The sequence below is a fragment of the Streptomyces sp. NPDC046925 genome, assembly GCF_040644915.1.
Classification (GTDB): domain Bacteria; phylum Actinomycetota; class Actinomycetes; order Streptomycetales; family Streptomycetaceae; genus Streptomyces.
The window spans coordinates 390,305-415,384 of record NZ_JBEYWZ010000005.1; the positions used below are offsets into that span (position 1 = coordinate 390,305).

At 68.0% G+C, this 25,080-nt stretch carries 22 protein-coding genes; 9 read left to right on the top strand and 13 right to left on the bottom strand.

Features of this window, described 5'->3' with window-relative positions; translation table 11 throughout:
* Positions 1–76: 76 nt before the first annotated feature.
* The 8 genes from ABZ906_RS23270 to dnaA all read right to left on the bottom strand — a co-directional run bounded on the left by ABZ906_RS23270 (position 77) and on the right by dnaA (position 12,574).
* On the bottom strand, positions 77–784 hold the full coding sequence (locus tag ABZ906_RS23270) for a DUF3566 domain-containing protein (RefSeq protein ID WP_361193829.1): 708 nt from the start codon (positions 782–784) through the stop codon (positions 77–79).
* 18 nt (positions 785–802) lie between these two features.
* A complete protein-coding gene (gene gyrA / locus ABZ906_RS23275) occupies positions 803–3,403 on the bottom strand; it encodes a DNA gyrase subunit A (RefSeq protein WP_361193827.1) in 2,601 nt (866 codons plus the stop codon).
* Positions 3,404–3,445: 42 nt separating this feature from the next.
* The gene (gene gyrB / locus ABZ906_RS23280; protein ID WP_361385485.1) at positions 3,446–5,515 is read right to left on the bottom strand and encodes a DNA topoisomerase (ATP-hydrolyzing) subunit B; all 2,070 of its coding nucleotides are present in this window, start codon (positions 5,513–5,515) and stop codon (positions 3,446–3,448) included.
* A 265-nt stretch (positions 5,516–5,780) separates the two neighbouring features.
* Complete coding sequence (locus tag ABZ906_RS23285; RefSeq protein ID WP_361385488.1) at positions 5,781–6,356, bottom strand: DciA family protein; 576 nt, start codon at positions 6,354–6,356, stop codon at positions 5,781–5,783.
* Positions 6,357–6,378: 22 nt separating this feature from the next.
* Positions 6,379–7,500 (bottom strand): DNA replication/repair protein RecF, encoded by a 1,122-nt coding sequence (gene recF, locus ABZ906_RS23290; protein WP_361385491.1) that lies wholly within the window; start codon positions 7,498–7,500, stop codon positions 6,379–6,381.
* 88 nt (positions 7,501–7,588) lie between these two features.
* Complete coding sequence (gene gnd, locus ABZ906_RS23295; protein WP_190082993.1) at positions 7,589–8,473, bottom strand: phosphogluconate dehydrogenase (NAD(+)-dependent, decarboxylating); 885 nt, start codon at positions 8,471–8,473, stop codon at positions 7,589–7,591.
* An 89-nt stretch (positions 8,474–8,562) separates the two neighbouring features.
* Positions 8,563–9,693, bottom strand: coding sequence for a DNA polymerase III subunit beta (gene dnaN, locus ABZ906_RS23300; RefSeq protein ID WP_361193817.1), 1,131 nt, complete (start codon positions 9,691–9,693; stop codon positions 8,563–8,565).
* Between the two features lie 925 nt (positions 9,694–10,618).
* Positions 10,619–12,574, bottom strand: a complete 1,956-nt coding sequence (gene dnaA, locus ABZ906_RS23305; protein WP_361385494.1) for a chromosomal replication initiator protein DnaA — start codon at positions 12,572–12,574, stop codon at positions 10,619–10,621.
* A gap of 368 nt (positions 12,575–12,942) precedes the next feature.
* Here dnaA and rpmH point away from each other — a divergent pair, with 368 nt between their 5' ends.
* The 9 genes from rpmH to ABZ906_RS23350 all read left to right on the top strand — a co-directional run bounded on the left by rpmH (position 12,943) and on the right by ABZ906_RS23350 (position 19,956).
* Positions 12,943–13,080, top strand: coding sequence for a 50S ribosomal protein L34 (rpmH, locus tag ABZ906_RS23310; RefSeq protein ID WP_006381191.1), 138 nt, complete (start codon positions 12,943–12,945; stop codon positions 13,078–13,080).
* Positions 13,081–13,100: 20 nt separating this feature from the next.
* Positions 13,101–13,472 (top strand): ribonuclease P protein component, encoded by a 372-nt coding sequence (gene rnpA / locus ABZ906_RS23315; RefSeq protein ID WP_361193810.1) that lies wholly within the window; start codon positions 13,101–13,103, stop codon positions 13,470–13,472.
* Entirely contained in the window at positions 13,469–13,828 is a 360-nt protein-coding gene (yidD, locus tag ABZ906_RS23320; RefSeq protein ID WP_361193808.1) for a membrane protein insertion efficiency factor YidD, read from the top strand. The genes rnpA and yidD overlap by 4 nt, the downstream gene beginning before the upstream one ends.
* A gap of 3 nt (positions 13,829–13,831) precedes the next feature.
* On the top strand, positions 13,832–15,124 hold the full coding sequence (gene yidC, locus ABZ906_RS23325) for a membrane protein insertase YidC (protein ID WP_361385497.1): 1,293 nt from the start codon (positions 13,832–13,834) through the stop codon (positions 15,122–15,124).
* 14 nt (positions 15,125–15,138) lie between these two features.
* A complete protein-coding gene (locus ABZ906_RS23330) occupies positions 15,139–15,660 on the top strand; it encodes a R3H domain-containing nucleic acid-binding protein (RefSeq protein ID WP_135332061.1) in 522 nt (173 codons plus the stop codon).
* A gap of 99 nt (positions 15,661–15,759) precedes the next feature.
* Positions 15,760–16,476 carry a 16S rRNA (guanine(527)-N(7))-methyltransferase RsmG gene (gene rsmG / locus ABZ906_RS23335; RefSeq protein ID WP_361193803.1) on the top strand — a complete coding sequence of 239 codons (717 nt, stop codon included), beginning with the start codon at positions 15,760–15,762 and terminating at the stop codon, positions 16,474–16,476.
* 358 nt (positions 16,477–16,834) lie between these two features.
* Positions 16,835–17,911, top strand: a complete 1,077-nt coding sequence (locus ABZ906_RS23340; protein WP_361193801.1) for a ParA family protein — start codon at positions 16,835–16,837, stop codon at positions 17,909–17,911.
* Positions 17,908–19,032: a ParB/RepB/Spo0J family partition protein gene (locus ABZ906_RS23345; protein ID WP_361385500.1), complete on the top strand. Its 1,125-nt coding sequence runs from the start codon at positions 17,908–17,910 to the stop codon at positions 19,030–19,032. Before ABZ906_RS23340 ends, ABZ906_RS23345 begins: the two co-directional genes overlap by 4 nt.
* A 306-nt stretch (positions 19,033–19,338) precedes the next feature.
* Complete coding sequence (locus tag ABZ906_RS23350) at positions 19,339–19,956, top strand: GNAT family N-acetyltransferase (protein WP_361193795.1); 618 nt, start codon at positions 19,339–19,341, stop codon at positions 19,954–19,956.
* A gap of 108 nt (positions 19,957–20,064) precedes the next feature.
* Here ABZ906_RS23350 and trxA read toward each other — a convergent pair whose 3' ends face one another.
* The 5 genes from trxA to ABZ906_RS23375 all read right to left on the bottom strand — a co-directional run bounded on the left by trxA (position 20,065) and on the right by ABZ906_RS23375 (position 25,072).
* Positions 20,065–20,397 (bottom strand): thioredoxin, encoded by a 333-nt coding sequence (gene trxA / locus ABZ906_RS23355; RefSeq protein ID WP_135332065.1) that lies wholly within the window; start codon positions 20,395–20,397, stop codon positions 20,065–20,067.
* 43 nt (positions 20,398–20,440) lie between these two features.
* Positions 20,441–21,400 (bottom strand): thioredoxin-disulfide reductase, encoded by a 960-nt coding sequence (trxB, locus tag ABZ906_RS23360; RefSeq protein ID WP_361193792.1) that lies wholly within the window; start codon positions 21,398–21,400, stop codon positions 20,441–20,443.
* Between the two features lie 202 nt (positions 21,401–21,602).
* On the bottom strand, positions 21,603–22,595 hold the full coding sequence (locus ABZ906_RS23365; protein WP_361385503.1) for a hypothetical protein: 993 nt from the start codon (positions 22,593–22,595) through the stop codon (positions 21,603–21,605).
* Positions 22,592–23,326 (bottom strand): RNA polymerase sigma factor SigM, encoded by a 735-nt coding sequence (sigM, locus tag ABZ906_RS23370; protein WP_361385506.1) that lies wholly within the window; start codon positions 23,324–23,326, stop codon positions 22,592–22,594. The genes ABZ906_RS23365 and sigM overlap by 4 nt, the downstream gene beginning before the upstream one ends.
* Positions 23,327–23,359: 33 nt before the next feature.
* The gene (locus ABZ906_RS23375) at positions 23,360–25,072 is read right to left on the bottom strand and encodes a protein kinase family protein (protein ID WP_361385509.1); all 1,713 of its coding nucleotides are present in this window, start codon (positions 25,070–25,072) and stop codon (positions 23,360–23,362) included.
* Between the last annotated feature and the right edge of the window lie 8 nt (positions 25,073–25,080).

Sequence of the window (25,080 nt, forward strand, 5' to 3'; positions counted from 1 at the left end):
GCTGTGCGGCTCTGCGCAGCCATGCAAAGCGGCTCCGCGCAGCCCTACGAAGGAGAAGAAAAGAGCGGGAAGAGAACTACTCGTCCTCGGCCAGCGTCAGCTCGACGCCGCCCACGAAGCCCGCGGAGAGGTTGTAGATGAAGGCGCCGAGCGTCGCGAGCGCCGTCGCGAGGACGACGTCGATGACCGCGATGATCGTCGTGAACATCAGGACGCGCGGCAGCGACAGGAAGGACTGCAGGTCGAAGCCGTTGGACTCGTTCGAGCCCGTCGCCTCGGAGATCGTGCCGCCCACCGTCGAGAAGACGCCCATGGCGTCCATGACCATCCACAGCACGGCGGCCGCGATGATCGTGCAGATGCCGAGCGCGATGGAGAGCAGGAAGCTGACCTTCATCACCGACCACGGGTCGGCCTTGGCCACCCGCAGCCGCGCCTTGCGCGTACGGGGCGTCGTACGCGCCCCCGTCCGCGGCCTGCGCACGGAACCCGTCTGGGAGCCCTGCTGATAGGCCTGCGGCGGGTGGTACGGCTGGGAGGCCTGCTGCTGGGGCTGGCGCTCACCGGGCAGCGCACCGGTGGCGTTCGAAGCCCCCTGGGCCCCCTGCCCCCCGCCGGCGTACTGCGGTGACTGGGCCGACTGCGGCCCTCGGGTGTCGGTCACGGTTCCCCCCTGGGATCCACGGGACTCATGCGAGTCGGGAGAATCAGTGGCGGAGCCACGGACACCGTCTGTACCGGCTGGACCGGTTCCACTTGCTCCGGCGCCCGTGGCTCCACTCACGATGACTCTCTCCTCGCGCTACTCGGCCGCGGACTCCGTGCCCTCGTCCGTACCGGCGGCCGGCTCGCCGTCTGCCGATTCGACGACGATGTCACCGTCGACTTCCTCAGCCTCGCGCCCGGCCTCGGCGTTACGAGCGATACCGACCACGGCATCGCGCTTGCCCAGGTTGATCAGTTGGACGCCCATGGTGTCACGGCCCGTCTCCCTGACCTCGTTGACTCGCGTACGAATCACACCGCCGCTCAGGGTGATGGCGAGGATCTCGTCGGTCTCCTCCACCACCAGCGCCCCCACGAGTTCGCCGCGGTCCTCCACGATCTTGGCGGCCTTGATCCCGAGGCCACCGCGACCCTGGACGCGGTACTCGTCGACGTTGGTCCGCTTCGCGTACCCGCCGTCGGTTGCGGTGAAGACGAAAGTACCCGGCCTGACAACATTCATCGAGAGCAGTTCGTCGCCACCGCGGAAACTCATTCCCTTCACGCCCGAGGTCGCGCGGCCCATGGGACGCAGCGCATCGTCCGTTGCGGTGAACCTGATCGACTGCGCCTTCTTGCTGATGAGCAGCAGATCGTCCTCGGAAGAGACGAGCTCGGCGCCGATCAGCTCGTCGTCCTTGCCGTCGTCCGTCTCACGGAGGTTGATGGCGATGACGCCACCGGAGCGAGGCGAGTCGTAGTCCTTGAGCGGGGTCTTCTTGACCAGGCCGCCCTTGGTGGCGAGCACCAGGTACGGCACCGCTTCGTAGTCACGGATCGCGAGGATCTCGGCGATCTGCTCGTCCGGCTGGAAGGCGAGCAGGTTGGCGACGTGCTGGCCGCGGGCCTCGCGCCCCGCGTCGGGCAGCTCGTACGCCTTCGCGCGGTAGACGCGGCCCTTGTTCGTGAAGAACAGCAGCCAGTGGTGCGTCGTCGACACGAAGAAGTGGTCGACGATGTCGTCCTGCTTCAGCTTCGTGCCGCGCACGCCCTTGCCGCCGCGCTTCTGCGAGCGGTAGTCCTCGGTCTTGGTGCGCTTGATGTAGCCGCCGCGCGTGATGGTGACGACGATGTCCTCTTCGGCGATCAGGTCCTCCATGGACATGTCGCCGTCGAAGGGCACGAGCGCCGAGCGGCGGTCCTCGCCGAACTTGTCGACGATCGCCGCGAGCTCCTCGCTGATGATCTGGCGCTGCCGCTCGGGCGAGGCCAGGATCGCGTTGTACTCGTTGATCTTCGCCTGGAGTTCGTCGTGCTCGGCGACGATCTTCTGGCGCTCCAGGGCGGCGAGCCGGCGCAGCTGCATCTCGAGGATGGCGTTGGCCTGGATCTCGTCGATCGAGAGGAGGCCCATCAGGCCCTCACGCGCGACGTCGACCGTCTGGCTGGCCCGGATGAGCGCGATGACCTCGTCGATGGCGTCCAGGGCCTTGAGGAGGCCGCGCAGGATGTGGGCGCGCTCCTCTGCCTTGCGCAGCCGGAACTTCGTACGCCGGACGATGACCTCGACCTGGTGCGTCACCCAGTGGCGGATGAACGCGTCCAGGGAGAGGGTGCGCGGCACGCCGTCGACCAGGGCCAGCATGTTGGCGCTGAAGTTCGACTGGAGGTCGGTGTGCTTGTAGAGGTTGTTGAGCACGACCTTGGCGACCGCGTCGCGCTTCAGGACGACGACGAGGCGCTGGCCCGTACGCGAGGACGTCTCGTCGCGGACGTCGGCGATGCCGCCGACCCTGCCGTCCTTGACCAGGTCGGCGATCTTCTGCGCGAGGTTGTCGGGGTTGGTCTGGTACGGGAGCTCGGTGACCACCAGGCACTGGCGGTTCTGGATCTCCTCGACCGCGACGACCGCGCGCATCGTGATGGAGCCACGGCCCGTGCGGTACGCCTCCTCGATGCCCTTGCGGCCCACCACCAGTGCGCCGGTGGGGAAGTCGGGGCCCTTGATGCGCTCGATGAGGGCGTCGAGCAGCTCCTCGTGCGAGGCGTCGGGGTGCTCCAGGGCCCACTGCGCGCCCGCCGCGACCTCGCGGAGGTTGTGCGGCGGGATGTTCGTCGCCATGCCGACCGCGATGCCCGCCGAGCCGTTGATCAGCAGGTTCGGGAAGCGCGCCGGCAGGACCGTCGGCTCCTGGTTGCGGCCGTCGTAGTTGTCCGTGAAGTCGACGGTCTCCTCGTCGATGTCACGGACCATCTCCATGGCCAGCGGCGCCATCTTGCACTCGGTGTACCGCATGGCGGCCGCCGGGTCGTTGCCCGGGGAACCGAAGTTGCCGTTGGAGTCGACGAGCGGCATCCGCATCGACCACGGCTGGGCCAGGCGCACCAGGGCGTCGTAGATGGAGGAGTCGCCGTGCGGGTGGTAGGTGCCCATGACGTCGCCGACGACGCGGGCGCACTTGTAGAAGCCCTTCTCGGGGCGGTAGCCGCCGTCGTACATCGCGTACAGGACGCGGCGGTGGACGGGCTTCAGGCCGTCCCGTACGTCGGGCAGCGCACGCGACACGATGACGGACATCGCGTAGTCGAGGTAGGAGCGCTGCATCTCCGTCTCGAGCCCGACGGGCTCGACACGCATGCCGACGCCGGGAACGGCGGGCTCCTCTTCGGGCATCACAGGGGTGTTCTCGTCGGCCATTGCTGGTCAAAGTCCTTTCGAGGTGCGGCTTGTACGGCCGACTCAGATGTCGAGGAAGCGGACGTCCTTGGCGTTGCGCTGAATGAACGAGCGCCTCGCCTCGACGTCCTCTCCCATCAGCACCGAGAACAGGTCGTCGGCCTGCGCCGCGTCGTCCAGGGTGACCTGGCCGAGAACGCGGTGATCCTGGTCCATCGTCGTGACGCGCAGCTCCTCGGCGTTCATCTCGCCGAGACCCTTGAAGCGCTGGACCGAGTCGTCCTTGATGCGCTTGCCGGCCTGGCGGCCGAGCTCCACCAGGGCGTCGCGCTCCCGGTCGGAGTACGCGTACTGGAAGTCGTCCCGCGTCCACTTGATCTTGTAGAGCGGCGGGCGCGACAGGTAGACGTGCCCGGCCTCGACCAGCGGCCGCATGAAGCGGAAGAGGAAGGTCAGGAGCAGCGTGTTGATGTGCTGTCCGTCGACGTCGGCGTCCGCCATCAAGATGATCTTGTGATAGCGGAGCTTCTCGATGTCGAAGTCCTCGTGCACACCCGTGCCGAAGGCCGAGATCAGCGCCTGGACTTCCTGGTTGTGCAGGATCTTGTCGACGCGGGCCTTCTCGACGTTCAGGATCTTGCCTCGGATGGGCAGGATCGCCTGGTACATCGGGTCGCGGCCGGACTTCGCCGAACCACCGGCGGAGTCACCCTCGACGATGAAGATCTCGCACTTCGTCGGGTCGTTCGACTGGCAGTCGCTCAGCTTGCCCGGCAGCGAGGCGGTCTCCAGGAGGCCCTTGCGGCGGGTCAGGTCGCGCGCCTTGCGGGCGGCGACACGGGCCGTGGCGGCCTGGATGCCCTTGCGGATGATGTCCGCGGCCTCGTTCGGGTTCCGGTCGAACCAGTCCGTGAGGTGCTCGTGCACGACCTTCTGCACGAAGGTCTTCGCCTCGGTGTTGCCCAGCTTGGTCTTGGTCTGGCCCTCGAACTGGGGCTCGCCCAGCTTCACCGAGATGATCGCGGTCAGACCCTCGCGGATGTCCTCGCCCGTGAGGTTGTCGTCCTTCTCGCGGAGCAGCTTCTTGTCGCGCGCGTAGCGGTTGACAAGGCCCGTCAGCGCGGCCCTGAAGCCCTCTTCGTGCGTGCCGCCCTCATGCGTGTGGATCGTGTTCGCGAAGGAGTAGACCCCTTCGGTGTACTGCGAGTTCCACTGCATGGCGATCTCGGCCGAGAGCATGCGCTCCTTGTCCTCGGCCTCGACGTCGATGACGGTCTCGTGGATGACCTCGCCCTTGCGGGAGTTGAGGTACTTCACGAAGTCGACGATGCCGCCTTCGTAGTAGTACGACACCGTGCGGGCCTCGTCGGCGGCGTCATCGGTCGCCTCGGTCGAGTCCGCGCCCGCCGTCGCCTTCGCCGACTCGCGCTCGTCGGTGAGGTTGATGGTCAGGCCCTTGTTGAGGAACGCCATCTCCTGGAAGCGCCGTGCCAGCGTCTCGAAGGAGTACTCGGTCGTCTCGAAGACGTCCGGGTCGGCCCAGAAGGTGACCGTGGTGCCCGAGGTGTCGACCGCCTCGTGCTTGGCCAGCGGGGCCGTCGGCACGCCCAGCTTGAAGTCCTGGGTCCAGCGGAAGCCGTCGCGCTTGATCTCGACCGCGAGCTTGGTGGACAGGGCGTTCACGACGGAGACGCCGACGCCGTGCAGACCACCGGAGACGGCGTACCCGCCGCCGCCGAACTTTCCGCCCGCGTGCAGGACGGTCAGGACGACCTCCACCGCGGGCTTCTTCTCCACCGGGTGCATGTCGACGGGGATGCCACGGCCGTTGTCGACGACGCGTACGCCGCCGTCGGCGAGGATCGTCACGTCGATCGTGTCCGCGTGCCCCGCGAGGGCTTCGTCGACGGAGTTGTCGACAACCTCTTGCACGAGGTGGTGCAGGCCACGCTCACCGGTCGACCCGATGTACATGCCAGGTCGCTTGCGGACCGCGTCCAGACCCTCGAGGACGGTGATCGCGCTGGCGTCGTACGAGGCTGTGACCTCGCCGTTCTCGCCGGCGGCGGTGGACGGGATGTTCTCGTTGGGGTTGCCGGAATCGGCCACGAAGCGCCCTTTCTGGCACAGCACAAGCCAAGCACCCGGCGGTGGCCGGAGCGGCTGCGTCGTTCAGCGATAGTCAGCGTTGCTCGGTGCGTCCCACAAGTGGGGCGGGATTAGCTTCCAGTCTACCGGTAGCGCCGACAGTGATGGGGGTTTGCCGGTACCTGAGTCCGCATGTGCCGTCCTGAACCGGCCTCATCCGACTCCCCATATGCGGCCTGGGGCTCTAAGAGGCTCACAGCGGCACTCAGCGCTTTGAGGTGTCAACCCCGAGCTACCACCCGGTACGGCCTCAGCCGTAGGTGTCCCCGGGGCCCGTGCTGCCCGGTGCGCGCAAGGGTCCGAAGCGACGCGAGGGGCCGCCGGGACCGAGGACTTTGATGAGGCGCACGGTGCCGTGACCGAGGTCCTCGTTGAGGCGCGCGACCAGCTGGGGAGCCAGCAGGCGCAGGTTGGTCGCCCACGCCGTGGAGTCGCACTGGACGGTCAGGGTGCGCTCGTTCTCGTCGTACCGCTGCGGGACGCAGTGATTGGCCAGGTCGTCGCCGACGATCTGCGGCCAGCGGCCCATCACCCCGCCGACCGCCGCCGGGGTCTCCCAGCCGCGCTCGGTGATCAGGCGGTTGATCGCGGAGCCGAGCGGCTGCGGGTCACGTCCGTCGGCGCGCGCGCCGGAGCGCAGTCCGCCCCTGCGGGCCTGCTTCTTCTGCTGCGCCGCGTCGCCACGCGCGCGTGCCTGTTCCTTGGCGGCACGCAGGGCTACCCGGGCGAGGTCGACGCCGGAGGGCTCGGGCGTCTTCTTGGGCGGGTCGGCGGGAGCGTCCTGAGGGGTACGAGGGGTGCCCTTCGCGGGCTCTTCGTCGCTCATGCGTGCTCCCGGATCGGGCACGTCATACGCGCTCCACCACGCCGTTCGACACCTCGAACCGCGTCCCGGCGAGCATGGCCGGCACGTCGTCGTCCACCGCGGCCGTGACCAGGACCTGCTCACCCGGCGCCACCAGCTCCGCGAGGCGCTCCCTGCGGCGCGCGTCGAGCTCCGCGAACACGTCGTCCAGGACGAGCACCGGTTCGTTCCCCTCGGCCCGCAGCAGGTCGTACGAGGCGAGGCGCAGCGCCAGGGCGTACGACCAGGACTCGCCGTGGCTCGCGTACCCCTTCGCGGGGAGCTGGCCCAGTTTCAGGATCAGGTCGTCGCGGTGCGGCCCGACCAGCGTCACGCCCCGCTCGATCTCCTGCTTGCGGGCCTCTTCGAGAGCGGCGATCAGCTGCTCGTACAGGGCCTCGCGCGTGTGGCCGTCGCCCGGCGCCGACGGCTTGTACTCCAGCGTGACGGGGCCGCCGCCGGGGGCCAGCTGCTCGTACGCCTTGTCGGCGAGCGGCTGGAGCGCGGCGATCAGGTCGAGGCGCTGGGCGAGCAGTTCGGCGCCGGCGTTCGCGAGGTGCTGGTCCCAGACGTCGAGCGTGGACAGGTCCATGGAGCGCCCGCCGTGCCGCCGCGCCAGGGCCGCCGACTTCAGGAGGGTGTTGCGCTGCTTCAGCACGCGGTCGTAGTCGGACCGGACGCCTGCCATACGAGGGGAGCGTGCCGTGATCAGTTCGTCGAGGAAGCGCCTGCGCTCACCGGGGTCGCCCTTGATCAGGGCCAGGTCCTCGGGCGCGAACAGCACCGTGCGCACGATCCCGAGCACGTCACGGGGCCTGACCTGCGACGACCTGTTGATGCGGGCGCGGTTGGCCTTGCCCGGGTTGAGTTCGAGCTCGACCAGCTGCTGCCGCTCGCCCTGCCGGACCTGGGCCCGGATGACGGCACGCTCGGCGCCCATGCGCACCAGCGGGGCGTCCGATGAGACCCGGTGGCTGCCGAGCGTGGCGAGATAGCCGACGGCCTCGACGAGGTTGGTCTTGCCCTGGCCGTTCGGGCCCACGAACGCGGTGACGCCCGGATCGAGAGGGACCTCGACCCGGGCGTACGAGCGGAAGTCGGCCAGCGACAGATGCGTGACGTGCATGGTGTGCGCCGACCTCCCCCGGCCTACTTCACTTCCGGCCTGCTTCACTTGCTGAGCGACCTGTGCGGCTTCCCGCACAGGCTGTGGATCAGTTCTCGCTCTTGGACTCGACGGCGTGGCCGCCGAACTGGTTGCGCAGCGCCGCGATCATCTTCATCTGCGGGGAGTCGTCCTGCCGCGAGGCGAACCGGGCGAAGAGCGAGGCCGTGATCGCGGGCAGCGGCACGGCGTTGTCGATGGCGGCCTCGACCGTCCACCGGCCCTCTCCGGAGTCCTGCGCGAAGCCGCGCAGCTTCTCCAGGTGCTCGTCGTCGTCCAAGGCGTTGACCGCGAGGTCGAGCAGCCAGGAACGGATGACCGTGCCCTCCTGCCAGGAGCGGAAGACCTCGCGCACGTCCGTGACGGAGTCGACCTTCTCCAGGAGCTCCCAGCCCTCGGCGTAGGCCTGCATCATGGCGTACTCGATGCCGTTGTGAACCATCTTGGAGAAGTGGCCCGCGCCGACCTTGCCGGCGTGCACGGAACCGAAGTCGCCCTCGGGCTTGAGGGCGTCAAAGATCGGCTGGACCTTCTCGATGTGCTCGGCGTCGCCGCCGTACATGAGCGCGTAGCCGTTCTTCAGGCCCCAGACGCCGCCGGAGACGCCGCAGTCGACGAATCCGATGCCCTTGGCCGCCAGCTCCTCGGCGTGCTTCTCGTCGTCGGTCCAGCGGGAGTTGCCGCCGTCCACGACGACGTCACCCGGCTGGAGCAGCTCGGCCAGCTCGTCCACGGTGGACTGGGTCGCGGCTCCGGCCGGAACCATCACCCAGACGACGCGCGGGCCCTTGAGCTTGCCCACAAGCTCTTCGAGGCTGTGGACATCCGCGACGTCCTGGTTGCGGTCGTATCCGATGACGGTGTGGCCTGCGCGGCGGATGCGCTCACGCATATTGCCGCCCATCTTGCCGAGGCCGACGAGACCGAGCTCCATCAGTGGTTCCTTAAGTAGCGATGTGGCGTGGAGGCACCTTCGTACCCGCGTCCGAGCCTACGCCCGGACGCCCGCTCACACCTGTGGGCTCAGCCGCTCAGACGTACCGGCATGATCAGGTACTTGTACGCCTCGTCGGCCTCCGCATCCACCGCCGGCCGGCCGCTGAGGAGCGCGGGCTTCGTCGACGTCGTGAACGACAGCTGGGCGACAGGGGAGTCGATCGCGCTCAGGCCGTCGAGCAGGAAGGTCGGGTTGAAGGCGATCGAGACGTCGTCGCCCTCGAGCTGGGCGTCGACCCTCTCCACAGCCTGTGCGTCGTCGCTGGAACCGGCCTCCAGGATCAGCACGCCCTGCTCGAAGCTGAGCCGCACCGGGGTGTTCCGCTCGGCCACCAGGGCCACGCGCTTGACGGCCTCGACGAACGGCGCGGTCTCGATGACCGCGATCGAGTTGAACTCGGTGGGGAAAAGCGTCTTGTACTTCGGGAGGTCGCCCTCCAGGAGACGCGTGGTCGTCCGCCGTCCCGCGCCCTCGAAGCCGATCAGGCCCTCACCGGCACCGGAGCCGGACAGCGCCAGAGTGACCGTGTCGCCGCTCGTGAGCGCCTTGGCGGTGTCCAGGAGCGTCTTGGCGGGGACCAGGGCGACCGCGGACGCCTCGGGGTTCTCCGGCTTCCACAGGAACTCGCGGACCGCGAAGCGGTAGCGGTCGGTGGAGGCCAGGGTGACCGTGTCGCCCTCGATCTCGATGCGCACGCCGGTCAGGACGGGCAGCGTGTCGTCGCGGCCCGCGGCGATGGCCACCTGGGAGGCGGCGGAGGCGAAGACCTCACCGGGGACCGTGCCGGTCGCGGTGGGCATCTGCGGCAGCGCGGGGTACTCCTCCACAGGAAGTGTGTGGAGTGTGAATCGCGAGGAGCCGCAGACCACCGTGGCCCGTACACCGTCTGTGGAGATCTCCACCGGGCGGTTGGGAAGGGCGCGGCAGATGTCGGCGAGCAGCCGGCCGGAGACGAGGACCGTGCCCTCGTCGTCGACCTCCGCGTCGACGGAGACACGCGCCGAGACCTCGTAGTCGAAGCTGGAGAGGCTCAGTGCGCCTTCCTCGGCCTTCAGCAGCAGGCCCGCCAGGACGGGAGCCGGAGGCCGGGCCGGGAGACTGCGCGCCGCCCACGCCACTGCCTCCGCGAGTACGTCGCGTTCCACCCGGATCTTCACTTAGCCGCCCTCCTGCTGTTGCTGGCACTGGGGACCAGTCTGACGCACCGCACTGACAGTGGGTGCCCGTCGGGGTCAAGTCGTGACGAGCGGCGTCGGAGGTCCGGAGAGCAAGTTGTGCACAGGCCCCCCTTCCAAGCGAATTCCCCGGTGACTCTAAGTGGGAGTAGTAGTAGGGGCTGTGGATACCGTGGATAACCGCGTATTCGCAGGTCAGAGCCGATTTTTTATCCACTGCGCCTGTGGGCGGAGGCAGTGGACAACCGGTGGTTTCTGTGGACGGGCGAAAGTTCTGCACACCCGGTGCACAGGGAGGGGCCACTTCTCCCCAGCGCTGTCCCCAGCTTTACCCACCTTCCCCACAGGCCAACCGACCTCCTTGGTGTGACGCCTTTCACTCGGCACGGTGACGGGGCGCGTTGCGTTGCCGAACAGTGGACAGCCGTGTGGAGAAGCTGGGGAAAGCTGGGGACAACCGGCCCGAGCCTGTGGGTTGCCGGTGGACAAGTTCATGCACACCCTGTGGACGAGATTTTCGTCCACACCCTGTGGAGGGCCGTCGTCCACCAATCCACAACCACCTGACCTGGCTTGATGATCCCTCAGCAGGGTCCCCTGTGGACATCATCTGGACAACTTCCCGGTCCCCGGGGTGTGGAAGGAAAAAAGTCCGCAGATCTGTGGAGAACACGCCCCTCAGCTGGGGAAATCGAACAGCGGAGAGGGTCGGACGGGCTCCACGCGCGCGTGCACAACGGCAAAGGGCGCCCCGGAAGTTGTTCCGGGGCGCCCTTCTGCGGCGTGTCGGGGAGGTGCGGGAACGGCTCTCAGCGGCTCTGGGAGAACTCTCAGTGGCTCTGAGAGAAGCCTGCTCCGAGAGAAGCCTGCTCCGCGAGAAGCCGAGGACGCTTCTTCGGAGCGTGCGTCAGCCGTTCTTGATGCGGTTGGTGAGCTCGGTGACCTGGTTGTAGATCGAGCGCCGCTCCGCCATCAACGCGCGGATCTTGCGGTCCGCGTGCATGACGGTCGTGTGGTCGCGGCCGCCGAACTGTGCCCCGATCTTGGGCAGGGAGAGGTCCGTCAGCTCGCGGCAGAGGTACATCGCGATCTGGCGGGCCGTCACCAGGACGCGGCTGCGCGAGGATCCGCAGAGGTCGTCCACCGTCAGGCCGAAGTAGTCCGCGGTCGCGGCCATGATGGCCGTCGCCGTGATCTCCGGGGCCGCGTCCTCGCCACCAGGGATCAGATCCTTGAGGACGATCTCCGTCAGACCCAGGTCCACCGGCTGCCGGTTGAGCGAGGCGAAGGCCGTGACCCGGATCAGCGCGCCCTCGAGCTCACGGATGTTGCGTGAGATACGGGACGCGATGAACTCCAGGACCTCCGGCGGGGCGTTCAGCTGCTCCTGCACCGCCTTCTTACGAAGGATGGCGATACGCGTCTCGAGCTCCGGCGGCTGGACGTCGGTGATCAGCCCCCACTCGAAGCGGTTGCGCAGCCGGTCCTCCAGGGTCACCAGCTGCTTGGGCGGCCGGTCACTGGAGAGCACGATCTGCTTGTTCGCGTTGTGGAGCGTATTGAAGGTGTGGAAGAACTCCTCCTGCGTCGACTCCTTGCTCGCGAGGAACTGGATGTCGTCGACGAGCAGGATGTCCATCTCGCGGTACCGCTTGCGGAAGGTGTCGCCCTTGCCGTCGCGGATGGAGTTGATGAACTCGTTCGTGAACTCCTCGGAGCTCACATAGCGCACGCGCGTGCCGGGATAGAGGCTGCGGGCGTAGTGCCCGATGGCGTGCAGAAGGTGCGTCTTGCCGAGGCCGGACTCTCCGTAGATGAAGAGAGGGTTGTACGCCTTGGCGGGCGCTTCGGCGACGGCGACGGCCGCCGCGTGCGCGAAACGGTTCGACGCACCGATCACGAAGGTGTCGAAGAGGTACTTCGGGTTGAGTCGCGCGGTGGGCTCGCCGGGGGCCGAAGCGGGGGCCGGCTGCGCGGCGAGCGGGCCGGGGGCGCCGCTTCCGTGCACTCCGTGGCCGTTGCCGTGACCGCCGCCCCTGGGACCGGAGTGCCCGCCGGAGCCGGGGGGCTGCTCGTGCCGCTCCCGCCGGTCGTGGTGATCCTGCTGGTCCTGGCGGTCCTGCCGCTCCTGGCGGTGCTGCTCGTACGGGGAGTGCTGCGGGGGCTGCGACCGGTAGTCGTGCTGGGGCTGCGGGGGGCTCGCGTACGGGTCCCGCTCGGGGAAGCCGAGCCGCTGCTGCTGCCAGCCGTAGTCGTCCTGCTGGGACTGGTGCTGCTGGTGCTGGGGCTGGTGCTGCTGCGGCCAGGCGCCGGGTGCGGGGCGCTGGTAGTCGGGGTACGCGGGGCGGGCGGTCGGCAGCTGGTCTCCCGGCCCGCGGCCCGAGGAGTGCTCGTCCGGGGCGCGGCGCCCGTAACCGTCGTACGGCTCGTGTCCCTGGCCGGGGCCCTGGTGCGGCTCGGGGTCTTCGTAGCGCTGCTGCTGTTGGCCGGGCTGGTGCTGACCGGGCTGGTGCTGGCCCGGCTGCTGCTGGAGAGACTGCTGCTGGAGCGGCGGCGCCGGCGGGGTGGGCCGGTCCATGGGGTCGCCGACCGAGTCGTCCACCGTGATGGCGATACGGATGGGGCGGCCGCACTCGCGGCTCAGCGACTCGCTGACAATGGGTGCGAGCCGCCCCTCGAGGACGCCCTTGGCGAACTCGTTCGGTACGGCGAGCAGTGCGGTGTCCGCGACCAGCGCAAGGGGCTGGCAGCGCTTGATCCAGCGCTCGTCCTTCGCGTCGACACCGTGCCCCCGCCCCTCACCCAGCAGCTGCTCCAGAACTCGTGGCCACACTGCGGCAAGATCGGCAGGTACGTCAGCCACAAGGCACGCTCTCTCACGGGGTCCCACGAAGGTGTGGTTTCTAGGGACGGAAATCGGGATGGGGAGGGAGAAGGGAATGAATCGGAGTTTGGCCACGGTAGTCAGGGCAACGGCTGCGGTTCAAGTTGTTGTCCACAGGCTGTGCACAGTGTCTCCCCCTGACGGTCGGTTTGACCGGATGGCGTAGCCCCGCGTACCGTGACCAGGTCGAGTTGTCGATGGCTGCTGCCGCCTGCCTCCGATGGGCAAAGATCACGATCTGTGATTGTGAAGCGGTGCACTCGGTGCGTATTCGCGAGCTTCTCGTGGGCGCACGGTGACAGCCAGGCGATGTCCCGCCACCACACAATCATTTCTGGAGCCCCCGAGTGAGCAAGCGCACCTTCCAGCCGAACAACCGCCGTCGCGCCAAGACCCACGGCTTCCGCCTGCGGATGCGCACCCGTGCCGGCCGCGCGATTCTCGCGAACCGTCGTGGCAAGGGTCGCGCCAGCCTTTCCGCCTGATCGCATTAGGTCATGACGTCGTGCTGCCTACCGAGCATCGGCTGAGGCGGCGCGAAGACTTCGCGACCGCGGTACGCCGAGGACGACGGGCCGGACGCCCGCTTCTCGTCGTCCATCTTCGTAGCGGTGCAACGGACCCGCACGCGCCTGGGGAGAGCGTTTCCCCGACGCGTGCGGGTTTCGTCGTGAGCAAGGCCATTGGCGGAGCAGTCGTACGCAACAAGGTGAAGCGCAGGCTTCGCCATCTGATGCGTGACCGGGTGGCTCAGCTGCCCCCCGGTAGCCTGGTAGTCGTACGAGCGTTGCCCGGTGCGGGTGACGCCGCCCATGCACAGCTGGCCCAAGACCTGGATGCCGCTCTTCAGCGGCTGCTGGGAGGGGGCGCTCGATGAAGTACCCACTGCTGGCTCTGATCAAGCTGTACCAGTGGACGATCAGTCCATTGCTTGGCCCGGTGTGCAAGTACTACCCGTCGTGCTCCCGCTACGGCTACCTCGCCATCGACCGGCACGGTGCGATCAAGGGAACGGCGCTGACGGCCTGGCGCATCCTGCGGTGCAATCCGTGGTCGCTCGGTGGTGTCGACCATGTCCCGCCGCGCAAGCGCCCGCGGTGGCACGAGATGCTGCGCGCCATGTGGCGCGAACGCAAGGGCGGGACCTCCGCCGCTGGCGTGCCGTCCGAGGAGAAATCCCCGGATACCCCTGGCCCGGCCGCCGAGACTCCGTCCCATGCTCAAGGAGCCTGATTAGTGGACACGATTGCCAGTCTGTTCAGCTTCATCACGACACCCGTTTCCTGGGTCATCGTCCAGTTCCACTCGCTGTACGGGGCCATTTTCGGTCCTGACACGGGCTGGGCCTGGGGCTTGTCCATCGTGTCCCTGGTGATCCTGATCCGTATCTGCCTGATCCCGCTCTTCGTGAAGCAGATCAAGGCCACCCGGGCGATGCAGACGCTGCAGCCCGAGATGAAGAAGATCCAGGAACGCTACAAGAGCGACAAGCAGCGTCAGTCCGAAGAGATGATGAAGCTGTACAAGGAGTCGGGTACGAACCCGCTCTCCTCGTGCCTTCCCATCCTGGCGCAGTCGCCGTTCTTCTTCGCCCTGTACCACGTGCTCTCCGGCATCGCGTCGAACGACACCATCGGCGTCATCGACAAGCCGCTGCTCGAGAGCGCGCAGAAGGCGCACATCTTCGGCGCTCCGCTGGCTGCGAAGTTCATGGACAGCGAGGAGAAGGTCCAGGCGCTCCACGCCTCGCTGACCGATGTCCGCGTCGTCACCGCGATCATGATCATCCTGATGTCGGCGTCGCAGTTCTTCACGCAGCGCCAGCTGATGACGAAGAACGTGGACACCACGGTCAAGACGCCGTTCATGCAGCAGCAGAAGATGCTGATGTACGTCTTCCCGATCATGTTCGCCGTGTTCGGCATCAACTTCCCCGTCGGTGTCCTCGTCTACTGGCTGACCACCAACGTGTGGACCATGGGTCAGCAGATGTTCGTCATCCGCCGGAACCCGACGCCCGGCTCCAAGGCCCAGGCCGCCTTCCTCGAGCGCCTGCAGAAGCAGATCTCGCACTCCAAGAAGGTGCGCGGCCGCGGCAACACGAACGTCATCAAGGCCATCGTCGCCAAGGGCCGCGACCGCAACGAGTTCGAGCGCAAGTTCATCAACGGTCTGAGCAAGGAAGGCCTGGTGGCCCAGACCGACGGCACGGTCGCGCTCAGCGAGTCCTCTGTCGCCACGGACACCGAGGACGGCACGCCGGCCGCAGGCGGCGCCCCGAAGCGCCAGCAGCCCAAGCGCCAGAGCAAGTCGCAGCGCCAGTCCGCCGCTGCCCACAGCAAGGCGGAGGGCAGCGCGGAGACGGCTTCGGATGCGAAGACGTCCCTGGAGAAGACTCAGGACGAGCCTGAGGACGCCGCTCCCCAGGGCAAGCCCGCGGGTGGCAAGTCCGGGTCAGGTAACGCACGCCAAGCCAAGTCGGGGCAGCGCAAGGGCCAGCAGCGGCCCAAGCACCCGTCCAAGAAGTAGAAGGAGTCCATCCCGTGACGGAAGGCACCACCGCCCCCGCCGAGGCCGAGGTCGAGGCCGGCGACACTCTCACCCGTCTTGAGCAGGAGGGTGAGATCGCGGCGGACTACCTCGAGGGTCTGCTGGACATCGCCGATCTCGACGGCGACATCGACATGGACGTCGAGGCCGACCGCGCCGCTGTCTCGATCATCAGCGACTCGAACAGCCGCGATCTGCAGAAGCTCGTCGGCCGTGACGGTGAGGTCCTGGAAGCGCTCCAGGAGCTGACGCGCCTCGCGGTGCACCGTGAGACCGGTGACCGCAGCCGCCTGATGCTGGACATCGCGGGCTACCGCGCCAAGAAGCGCGAGGAGCTCTCCGAACTGGGCGCCAAGGCAGCGGCCGAGGTGAAGAGCTCGGGCGAGCCGGTCAACCTCAAGCCGATGACGCCCTTCGAGCGCAAGGTCGTGCATGATGCGGTCAAGGCCGCCGGTCTGCGCAGCGAGTCCGAGGGCGAGGAGCCGCAGCGCTTCGTCGTCGTGCTTCCTGCCTGATCGCACGTTGTTTTCCCGGCCCCGTCTGTTCGCAGGCGGGGCCGGTCTTTGTCAGCCTGATAGTCAGCCACACCAGTGCGGTACGGAAGGACGGTCCTCGTGACGGAGGCAGCGGAGCTCCCCTCGGCGCCCGAGCAGGCCCGGGCGGTATTCGGTGAGCGCTTCTCGGACGCGGTCCGGTACGCGGAGTTGCTGGCCGACGCGGGAGTGCAGCGCGGGCTGATCGGTCCCCGCGAAGTGCCTCGGCTGTGGGAGCGGCATCTGCTGAACTGCGCCGTCCTCTCCGAGGTCGTGCCGGAGAACGTGATGGTGTGCGATGTCGGCTCGGGGGCGGGTCTGCCGGGCATTCCGCTGGCCCTGGTCCGACCGGACCTGAAGATCACGCTCCTTGAACCGCTGCTGCGACGGACGACCTTCCTGACCGAAGTGGTCGAGCTGCTCGGCCTCGACCACGTGACCGTCGTGCGTGGCCGCGCCGAGGAGGTCCTTGGCAAGCTGCCTCCCGTCCACGTGGTGACCGCGCGGGCAGTGGCGCCACTGGACCGCCTCGCGGCCTGGGGCGTGCCGCTCCTGCGTCCCTACGGGGAGATGCTGTTGCTCAAGGGCGACACGGCCGAGGAAGAGGTCAAGGCCGCCGGGGCCGCCCTGAGCAAGCTCGGCGCGGTGACCACGTCGGTGCTGCACGTCGGTGAGGGCGTGGTGGACCCGCTGTCCACGGTCGTGCGGGTGGAGGTCGGGGAGAGCCCCGGCGGTGTCCGCTTCGCGGCCAAGCGCGCGAAGGCTGCCCGGACGGGGCGGACACGACGTCGCCGCTGAGGGCTCGCTCTGGCCTCTCGGCTCGCGAGCGATTCGACCCTCGTCTCATGAGTGGTTCGAGCCTCGCCTCCTGAGTGGTTCGACTCTCGTCGTTCATCCGTCCTGACGACGAGCCGTACTCCACAAAAGCTGCCAAACGTACGCATACCGGGGTGTCGCGCAAGCGGCACCCCGGCTGCCGTGCATCGTGTTTCACGTGAAACGTCGCTCACTGCTGCATGGCATCATCAGTCGCGGCCGCGCTGCGGAACCTCGCGATCGGCGGCCACTCGGTTCCCTCGATAAGGGAACGGAGTTGTCCACAGAGGTGGATTCGTCCACAGAAGACCGGGCCTCGCTGGTTCATGACCCTCAAAGCATGGGAGGCTCTGTTCATTGCGAGCCTGAAGTCGAGGAGAGTGAATCCTTGCGGTCCGACGCCAACATCGCGGGACCGATGACCGATCCGGTCCCCGGTCCCCGTACCGAGTCGGCGGGGGAGGATGTTTCACGTGAAACACCGCCCCCGATGGACGACACCCCCATCGGTCGTGCTGCCCAATTGGCGGTGGAAGCCCTGGGTCGTGCCGGCGAAGGCCTGCCACGACCCGAGCAGACCCGAGTCATGGTGGTTGCCAACCAGAAGGGTGGAGTGGGCAAGACGACGACAACCGTCAACCTCGCCGCTTCGCTCGCTCTGCACGGCGCGCGCGTCCTGGTCGTCGACCTCGACCCGCAGGGCAATGCCTCCACGGCTCTCGGGATCGACCACCACGCCGAAGTTCCTTCGATCTACGACGTGTTGGTCGAGAGCAAGCCGCTGTCCGAAGTTGTACAGCCGGTTCCCGATGTAGAGGGACTCTTCTGCGCCCCGGCCACCATCGATCTCGCCGGTGCGGAGATCGAGCTGGTGTCGCTGGTGGCGCGGGAGAGCCGTCTGCAACGGGCCATCCAGGCGTACGAGCAGCCGCTGGACTACATCCTCATCGACTGCCCGCCGTCGCTCGGTCTGCTGACGGTCAACGCCTTGGTCGCCGGCGCGGAGGTGCTGATCCCCATCCAGTGCGAGTACTACGCACTGGAGGGCCTGGGACAGCTCCTGCGCAACGTGGACTTGGTACGGGGGCACCTCAACCCCAACCTGCACGTCTCGACGATCCTGCTCACCATGTACGACGGCCGGACCCGGCTCGCCTCACAGGTGGCGGACGAGGTGCGCAGCCACTTCGGCGAAGAGGTTCTGCGGACGAGCATTCCGCGCTCGGTCCGTATCTCCGAGGCGCCGAGCTACGGGCAGACCGTGCTGACCTACGATCCAGGGTCGAGCGGTGCCCTCTCGTACTTCGAGGCGGCCCGGGAGATCGCGCTACGCGGCGTCGGCATTCGCTACGACGTACAGCATGCCCACATGGGCGCCCAGAATGATCAGCACAGCACGACGGAGGGGATGCAGTGAGCGAGCGACGGAGAGGGCTGGGTCGTGGACTCGGCGCCCTGATCCCTGCGGCCCCGACGGAGAAGTCGACCGCCCAGGCCATGGGCGGAGCTACGGCTTCGCCCAGTGCTGCACCCGTACTCACGGCTGAGCGGGGGGTGGCGGCCGCGAAGGTGGCGGCGCTCCCGCAGAGCCCTGTTTCACATGAAACGGAGCAGCCGCCGAACGGAGTGGTGGAGCCCGAGGAGAGCCCGGTCGGTGCGCACTTCGCCGAACTGCCTCTCGACTTCATCACGCCCAACCCGAGGCAGCCCCGCGAGGTATTCGACGAGGACGCTCTCGCCGAGCTCGTGACCTCCATCAAGGAGGTCGGGCTTCTCCAGCCTGTCGTCGTACGCCAGGTGGAGCCCTCACGCTATGAGCTCATCATGGGTGAGCGGCGCTGGCGGGCTTGCCGTGAGGCCGGTCTCGAGCGCATCCCGGCGATCGTCCGCGCGACGGACGACGAGAAGCTTCTCCTGGACGCGCTCCTCGAGAACCTGCACCGTGCGCAGCTGAACCCGCTGGAAGAGGCTGCCGCCTACGACCAGCTGCTCAAGGACTTCAACTGCACGCACGATCAGCTGGCGGATCGTATCGGCCGTTCCCGCCCGCAGGTCTCGAACACGCTGCGGCTCCTCAAGCTGTCGCCGGCGGTGCAGCGCAGGGTGGCTGCCGGAGTGCTCTCCGCGGGCCACGCCCGTGCCCTCCTGTCCGTCGAGGACTCGGAGGAGCAGGACCGTCTGGCGCACCGGATCGTGGCCGAGGGGCTCTCGGTGCGGGCCGTCGAGGAGATCGTGACCCTCATGGGTTCGCGGCCGCAGAGCACTCCGCGGGCCAAGGGGCCGCGTGCGGGCGCTCGGGTGTCGCCGTCGCTGACCAACCTCGCCACTCGTCTCTCCGACCGGTTCGAGACCCGCGTGCGGGTGGACCTGGGGCAGAAGAAGGGCAAGATCGTCGTCGACTTCGCCTCGCTGGAGGACCTGGAGCGCATCCTCGCAACCCTCGCCCCGGGCGAGGGTCCGGTCCTGACGAACGGGCTCGCTGAGGAATCCGCCGACGAGCCTGCCGAGGACGGCACGGCCGAGGCCGAAAAGGACTGAGCCTCACCAGCAGTCCGCCGAGAGCGGGCCGTGTCCGGTGTGTACCGGAACACGGCCCGCTCTTTGCTTTCTTACGGTATCGGTGCAATCGCATCGTGGATACGATGCGATTGGGTATGGCGCATCCAGCTGGCGGCACCTCATTGGGGAGGGGAGGGCCATGCGATCGGTGAGCCGCACCGGATTGATGACTGCGGGCCTTGGGCTGGGAGCGGTCGGCGGATTCGTCGGCAGCTTGCTGAAGGAACGGAGCGCTCTGACTGCCGCCCGTGATGCGGCGGGCGAAGGAAGTGAGGAACAGCCTTCATGGGGCGTCGGCTCGTACCGCTCACGCTGGACAACCTTCCGGACCTTCCCCAGCGTTGCCGGACGTGTGTCTTCTGGGAGCTGGATCCGGTCAGGGGCCAGGCCGCGGTAAAAGCCGGTACGCCGGAGCTCGAGAAGGAGGCGTGGATCTCCGCCGTCCTCCTGGAGTGGGGATCCTGCGGCCGAGTCGTCTACGTCGATGATGTTCCGGTCGGCTTCGTACTGTACGCCCCGCCGGCGTACGTGCCTCGCGCCACCGCCTTTCCGACGAGCCCTGTCTCGCCCGATGCCGTGCAGCTGATGACCGCTTGGATCATGCCGGGCTATCAGGGTCAGGGGATCGGCCGCGTCATCGTTCAGACGGTCGCGAAGGATCTGCTGCGGCGCGGGTTCAAGGCGATCGAAGCCTTCGGTGATGCCCGATGGGAGAAGCCCGCCTGCGTGCTCCCGGCGGATCATCTGCTGGCGGTGGGATTCAAGACCGTCCGTACCCACCCCTCATATCCACGGCTGCGGCTCGAACTGCGCACGACGCTCTCCTGGAAGGAGGACGTCGAGATGGCGCTCGACAGGCTGCTCGGGGCGGTGCAGAAGGAGCCCGTGCTCCGACCGCTCTGATCTCACCCCTGACGACCCCTGTCATGCGAATGGGCCAACCCCGGAGGGTTGGCCCATTCGTGTTTCACGTGAAACATCGCCACGCGCCGCTCGTCGCGGCGTCGCTCGTTACTCGGCGATGAAGTCCGCGAGGTCGCGCTCAAGAGCGGCCTTCGGCTTGGCGCCGACGATCGTCTTGGCCACCTCGCCGCCCTGGTACACGTTCAGGGTCGGGATGGACATGACGCCGTACTTGGCGGCGATGCCGGGGTTCTCGTCGATGTTGAGCTTGACGATCTCGATCTTGTCACCGTGCTCGGCCGCGATCGCCTCGAGGGACGGCGCGATCTGGCGGCACGGGCCGCACCAAGCGGCCCAGAAGTCCACCAGGACGGGCTTGTCGTTCTTCAGGACGTCTTCCTCGAAGGAGGCGTCAGTCACGTTCTTCAGAGTGCCGGCCACGGCGGGCTCCTTAACTTTGTGGTGCGGTGGGGAGGATGGGATGTCAGACGGTCGCTGCGGCCGTCTCGCTGTCCACGAGGGCAGCGAGGAACCGCTCCGAGTCGAGAGCAGCGGAGCAGCCGGTGCCGGCCGCCGTGATCGCCTGGCGGTACGTGTGGTCGACCACGTCACCGGCGCCGAAGACGCCGGGCACGTTCGTCCGGGTCGAAGGCGCGTCAACCTGGAGGTAGCCCTCGTCGTCCAACGTGAGCTGGCCCTTGAAGAGCTCCGTGCGCGGGTCGTGGCCGATGGCGATGAACAGGCCGGTGACGGGCAGCTCGGAGGTCTCGCCCGTCTTCAGGTTGCGCAGCGTCAGCCCGGAGAGCTTCTGCTCGCCCTTGATCTCGGCGACCTCGCTGTCCCAGATGAAGCTGATCTTCGGGTCGGCCAGCGCGCGCTCCTGCATCGCCTTGGACGCACGCAGGGTGTCGCGGCGGTGGACGATCGTCACGGACTTGGCGAAGCGCGAGAGGAAGGTCGCCTCTTCCATCGCGGTGTCGCCGCCGCCGATCACGGCGATGTCCTGGTCCTTGAAGAAGAAGCCATCGCAGGTGGCGCACCAGGAGACGCCGCGGCCGGAGAGCGCGTCCTCGTTCGGCAGGCCGAGCTTGCGGTGCTGGGAGCCCGTCGTCACGATCACGGTCTTCGCGCGGTGCACGGTGCCCGCCGTGTCCGTCACGGTCTTGATCTCTCCGGTGAGGTCAACGGAGACCACATCGTCCGGCACCAGCTCGGCGCCGAAGCGCTCGGCCTGCGCCCGCATGTTGTCCATGAGGTCGGGGCCCATGACGCCGTCCTGGAAGCCGGGGAAGTTCTCCACCTCGGTGGTGTTCATCAGCGCACCACCCGCGGTGACGGCGCCCTCGAACACCAGGGGCTTCAGCGACGCTCGCGCGGTGTAGAGCGCCGCCGTGTAGCCGGCGGGCCCGGAGCCGATGATGATCACGTTACGGACGTCGGTCACGGCTTGATTCCTCGTCTCTGGAGACTGCTGCGTAGTGCTGGTGGGTGCCTGTCTCAGGTCTCTCATCCCACCCAACGGATCCTACGGGGCATGCATTCCCGACGTGTCCGAGCGCACGGAAGCATGTCAGGGACGCCAGGATGCCACGCTCAGCCGAGTCTCCCGCCGAGGCGGTGTGAGTCCCGCCGAAGCGGTGTGAGGGTCAGGGCCGCGCGTAGGAATTGGTCAGCAGTACCTTGCCCGCAGCGGTGTCGGACGACGCCTTGTCCACGCAGGCCGCGTCGATGACGTACGCGGAGACCTTCGTGCTGTCGGAGTCATGGGACGCCACGACGAGGTAGGCGTCCTTGCCTTTGTAGGTGCCCTCTTCCGCGGCGAGCGGAGTCCGGTTGCCGAGGCCGAGCTGGATGCACTGCGGCACGGTGACCGCGGTCCCGCGCTTCGGCATGGTCTTGTCCTTCGGGGACTCCGGGCTGGACCGCACATCGAAGGACGGCTTGGGGCTGCCGGCATCGGGTCCGACGGTGGGTGACTTGGCGAGCAGGTCGGTCACCTGACCCTTGAGCTTGCCCTCGGAGAAGGCATGCGCGGAGTCGCCGCGTTCCGACGCCGTATCGCTCTTGCCGCCCGAGTCACCGCCCACGTTCTGTATCAACAAGGAACCGAGGCCGATGGCGGCCGCCGTGAGAACGGCGCCGAGGACTACGTTGCGTCGGCGGCCGGACCGGAAGCGGCTTCCACGTCCGGGACCCGTGGCGGCGCGAGGGTGTCCTGCGGGCCGGTCCACGGATGAGCCGGAGGCAGGGGTGCGAGACGGTTCGGACGGCTCGGCAGACTTGCGGGGCTCATCGGAGGCGGGCGATGTTTCACGTGAAACACGTTCGGCGGTCGCAGGCTCGAGCGGACCCGGTTCGGTCGATTCGACGGAGCCGGGGGCGATGGAGTCCAGCAGTGCTTCCGCCGCCAGTGCCGCGTCGATACGTCCGGCGACATCGGCCGGCATCCGTGGCGGTCCCGGCAGCGTGCCGAGCATGCCGCGGATCTCTTCCAGGGAGTCGTAGACGTCGGCACAGAGCGTGCAGCCGTCCAGGTGGCGTCGTACATCGACGGTCCGCGACGGGGGCAGCAGCCCCTCGGTGAGGTCGGAGATCTCAGCGACTTCCGGGTGCCCGGTCGAGTCGGTCGTGGTTGTCACGCTCGCCCACCTCCGCCCTTCACAGCAGCTGAATCGCTTGGTCCCGCATCCCGTGGTCCCGCTGCAGGTGGGACGGATGTCCCCTGCGACCGGTTCCTTCCCGGGTCCGACTTCTTGCCGTCCTGGTCGTCGCCGCTGTCTCCAGGCCGCGTACGTGCCTCCGTGCGCAGATGGGTGAGCAGCGGCAGCAATCTTGCTCTGCCGCGTGCGCAGCGGCTCTTCACGGTGCCGGTGGGCACATCGAGCACCTGGGCCGCCTCGGCCACCGGATAGCCCTGCATGTCCACCAGGACGAGGGCGGCGCGCTGGTCGTGCGGCAGGGTGCCCAGCGCCTCGATGAGCTGGCGGTGCAGATCGCCCCGCTCGACGGGGGCCTCCGCTGACTCGTGCGGTTCGAGGAGCTGCTCGAGCCGTTCGGTGTCGTCGATGGGAGAGGTCTTACGGGACGCGGCCTTGCGTGCCCGGTCGAGACAGGCGTTCACCGTGATCCGGTGCAGCCACGTCGTGACGGCCGACTGGCCGCGGAAGGTGTGCGCGGCACGGTAGGCGGATACCAGAGCGTCCTGGACCGCGTCAGCGGCCTCCTCGCGGTCGCCCAGCGTGCGTAGGGCCACGGCCCACAGACGGTCGCGGTGGCGCCTGACGAGCTCACCGAAGGCGTCGTTGTCCCCAGCCACGTGGGCGGCCAGGAGGTCCTGATCGCCCATCTCGCCGTGCCTGGTGTCGTCCACCGTCGAACCCCCCTCCCCCGGTGAGCTTCGGTCTCAGCCTGCGAACTTCACGTCCGTGATGGCCTGCTTGTACCCGGCGCTGCTGTACTCATCACCGGGTGACTTCGGGACATCGGTGAGCCACACCAGCACATACCGCGTCTTGACCGGCTTCTTCGCCTTGATCTGGGCACTCTTGCCCGAGGTCGTGACGGTCCCGATCTTCTTCATCGAGCTCGGAGGCGTCGACGAGGACATCGAGTTGGCGGCGTACAGCTCGACCGTCGTGTGATCGCCGGTGTAGCGGAGCCCGAGCGACGCGGTCGACACGTCCTCTTCCTTGCCGAGGTCGTAGACGATCCCGACGCCGGGCTTGTAGGGAGCCAGCTTGGGGCCCTCTATGAAGCTCTTGGACCGCCAGTACGTCGACTCGTCGCCGTCGTACGTATTGGGGACACCCGGAAGATCCTGCGGGCCGCCCTCGAGGACGTACTCCTCGCCGCTCGCGATCTTGATCGGATGCGCGGTCTTCGGCTCGCTCTTGTCGCCCTCGTCGGAGGTGTCCGAGCTGCCGGGCTCATCGGAGTTGTTCCGGTCCATCAGCGCGTCCGCCAGCTGCCAGCTGCCGAGTCCCAGGGCCGCGATCAGCAGCGCGGACACGGCCCACTTGAGGGCCTTGCCGGTACGGCTCTGCAGCGGAGGCGGCGGGGACGGGATCGTCTGGGTTGCGCCCGGAGGACGAGGCGTGGTGCGGCCGTACGTGCCCTGCTGATAGGTCGTGCGCTGGTACTCGGGCGGTGCGGTGAACACGGGCTCGGGCGGGCGGATGCGCGGCATCTCGCCGATCGCCTTCACCAGCTCCTCCGGCGTCGTGCACGGCGGCTCCTGGCGGGAGGCCGTCGCGCCGTCGTTCACCAGCGCGCGCATGGCGAGCTCGGAGAGGCCCCTGTGCACGCCTGCGCGCACCTGGTCGGGTGCGATGAGGCCGACGCCCTTGGGTAGCCCGGAGAGGCCGTACGCGTCGTCCTCGTACGGCCAGCGCTGGGTCAGCGAGGCGTACAGCAGTGCGCCGATCGCCTCGGTGTCCGTGCGCTGCGGGGTGTCCGAGCTGATGCCGCGCAGCGCCGCGTTCACGGCGAGGCCGCGGATGCGGTACTGACCGGTGGACGTCCGCAGCACCGCGCTCGGGGTCAGCCGCAGGTGGGCGAGACCCTCACGGTGGGCGGCCGCCATGGCCTGGGCGACCTGACTGACGAGCTGGTACGCGTCGTGCGCCTCGAGAGGGCCCGCAGCGAGCAGCGCGGTGAGTTCCGTGGCGTCGGGCAGCCATTCGTGCACCACGTAGACGAGGTCGTTCTCCTCGACCGCGTCCAGGACGTGCACGAAGCGGGGGTCGCCGAGCAGCGCCGACGAGCGGGCCGCGGCGAGTACTGATCGTGCCCGGGGATGGTCGGCGGGCAGCAGGTGCACTCCGACGGCGCGGCGGAGCTTCTCGTCCACCGCACGCCAGCTGCTGAAACCGTCCAGACGGGTGACGCACTCTTCGAGTCGGTAGCGTCTGGCGAGCTTGTGACCGCTGTGCAGCTCGGGGGGTGATGCTGCCCCCGGGCTCATGGGCTCATCGGTCTCAGCCGTGCCTTCTTCTGCCGTTTCCCGCTCCCGGGTCTGGGCCACCCCGTCGGCCGTGGCCTCGTCCGCCTTCGCGGTCAGCGGCTCATCGCCGCTGTTGTCTGCCACGTCGACGGCAGCCGTGCTCCGTTCCGCCACCGTCGTTC

Excerpts from the sequence above, each read along its gene's own strand:
- ABZ906_RS23285 (WP_361385488.1), bottom strand. The coding sequence starts at position 6,356 with ATGAGCGACGAAGAGCCCGCGAAGGGCACCCCTCGTACCCCTCAGGAC.
- ABZ906_RS23350 (WP_361193795.1), top strand. The coding sequence starts at position 19,339 with ATGGGGCGTCGGCTCGTACCGCTCACGCTGGACAACCTTCCGGACCTT.
- yidD (WP_361193808.1), top strand. The coding sequence starts at position 13,469 with ATGAAGTACCCACTGCTGGCTCTGATCAAGCTGTACCAGTGGACGATC.
- gnd (WP_190082993.1), bottom strand. The coding sequence starts at position 8,473 with ATGGAGCTCGGTCTCGTCGGCCTCGGCAAGATGGGCGGCAATATGCGT.
- gyrA (WP_361193827.1), bottom strand. The coding sequence starts at position 3,403 with ATGGCCGACGAGAACACCCCTGTGATGCCCGAAGAGGAGCCCGCCGTT.
- ABZ906_RS23340 (WP_361193801.1), top strand. The coding sequence starts at position 16,835 with ATGGGAGGCTCTGTTCATTGCGAGCCTGAAGTCGAGGAGAGTGAATCC.
- recF (WP_361385491.1), bottom strand. The coding sequence starts at position 7,500 with ATGCACGTCACGCATCTGTCGCTGGCCGACTTCCGCTCGTACGCCCGG.